The 683-nt window shown below is 29.7% G+C and carries 1 protein-coding gene; it reads left to right on the forward strand.

Features of this window, described 5'->3' with window-relative positions; translation table 11 throughout:
• Positions 1 to 15 precede the first annotated feature (15 nt).
• Positions 16 to 555 carry a hypothetical protein gene (locus tag Q0807_RS18845; protein WP_301162061.1) on the forward strand — a complete coding sequence of 180 codons (540 nt, stop codon included), beginning with the start codon at positions 16 to 18 and terminating at the stop codon, positions 553 to 555.
• The last annotated feature ends 128 nt before the right edge of the window (positions 556 to 683 follow it).

Consider the following 683-nt stretch of genomic DNA (forward strand, 5'->3'; position numbering starts at 1 on the left):
CGTTGTGCTTAATTTATGAAAAACATACTGCTGACATTAATAATCCTGACTTTGATTTCTTGTAATCAACTCACAAAAGAAGTTGAAAGTTCGTTTACGAACATTGGGATTAAACTGGATAGCCTGAATAAAATTGAGGAAAATAAGATTAAAAAACATTTTAATGAAATTAACTCAAAACGAATAAAAAAATATGACGGAGAGAATTCCGCAATGATTTATTATTCTGCAATCAAACATAATAGAATTGTTGATTCACTAATTTTAAAACTCAAATCAATTGGAGAAAAAGATTTAGAGAAGAAAAAAATAGCCGAACAATTTGAATATGCAAAAACTGACTTGAGGAATAAACTGAACACGATAACGGAATTCAAGACAAAAGCGGAAATTGATTCATTACTAAAACCGTCAAAGGATTTAGAAATTTTGCCGAGTTTTGCTATTATTTCGGAATTTCAAAGTGGAAAATTGAATTCCACTAAAAGTGCGGAATTATTACTAAAAAAATTGAACGATAAAACAAAAAACGAAAAGGAATTGAATAAAAACTAAGCACAACACCGTATATAATCTATTGCTAGTTCTAGCCTACTTACGAAAATCCTCGCGGATTTTCTATTCGGTTTTTATTTGCTAACTTTAGTGCTTAAACCACGCAACAAACCATATACAAACACGTT

The sequence above is a fragment of the uncultured Winogradskyella sp. genome, from assembly GCF_947495255.1.
Lineage (GTDB): Bacteria > Bacteroidota > Bacteroidia > Flavobacteriales > Flavobacteriaceae > Winogradskyella.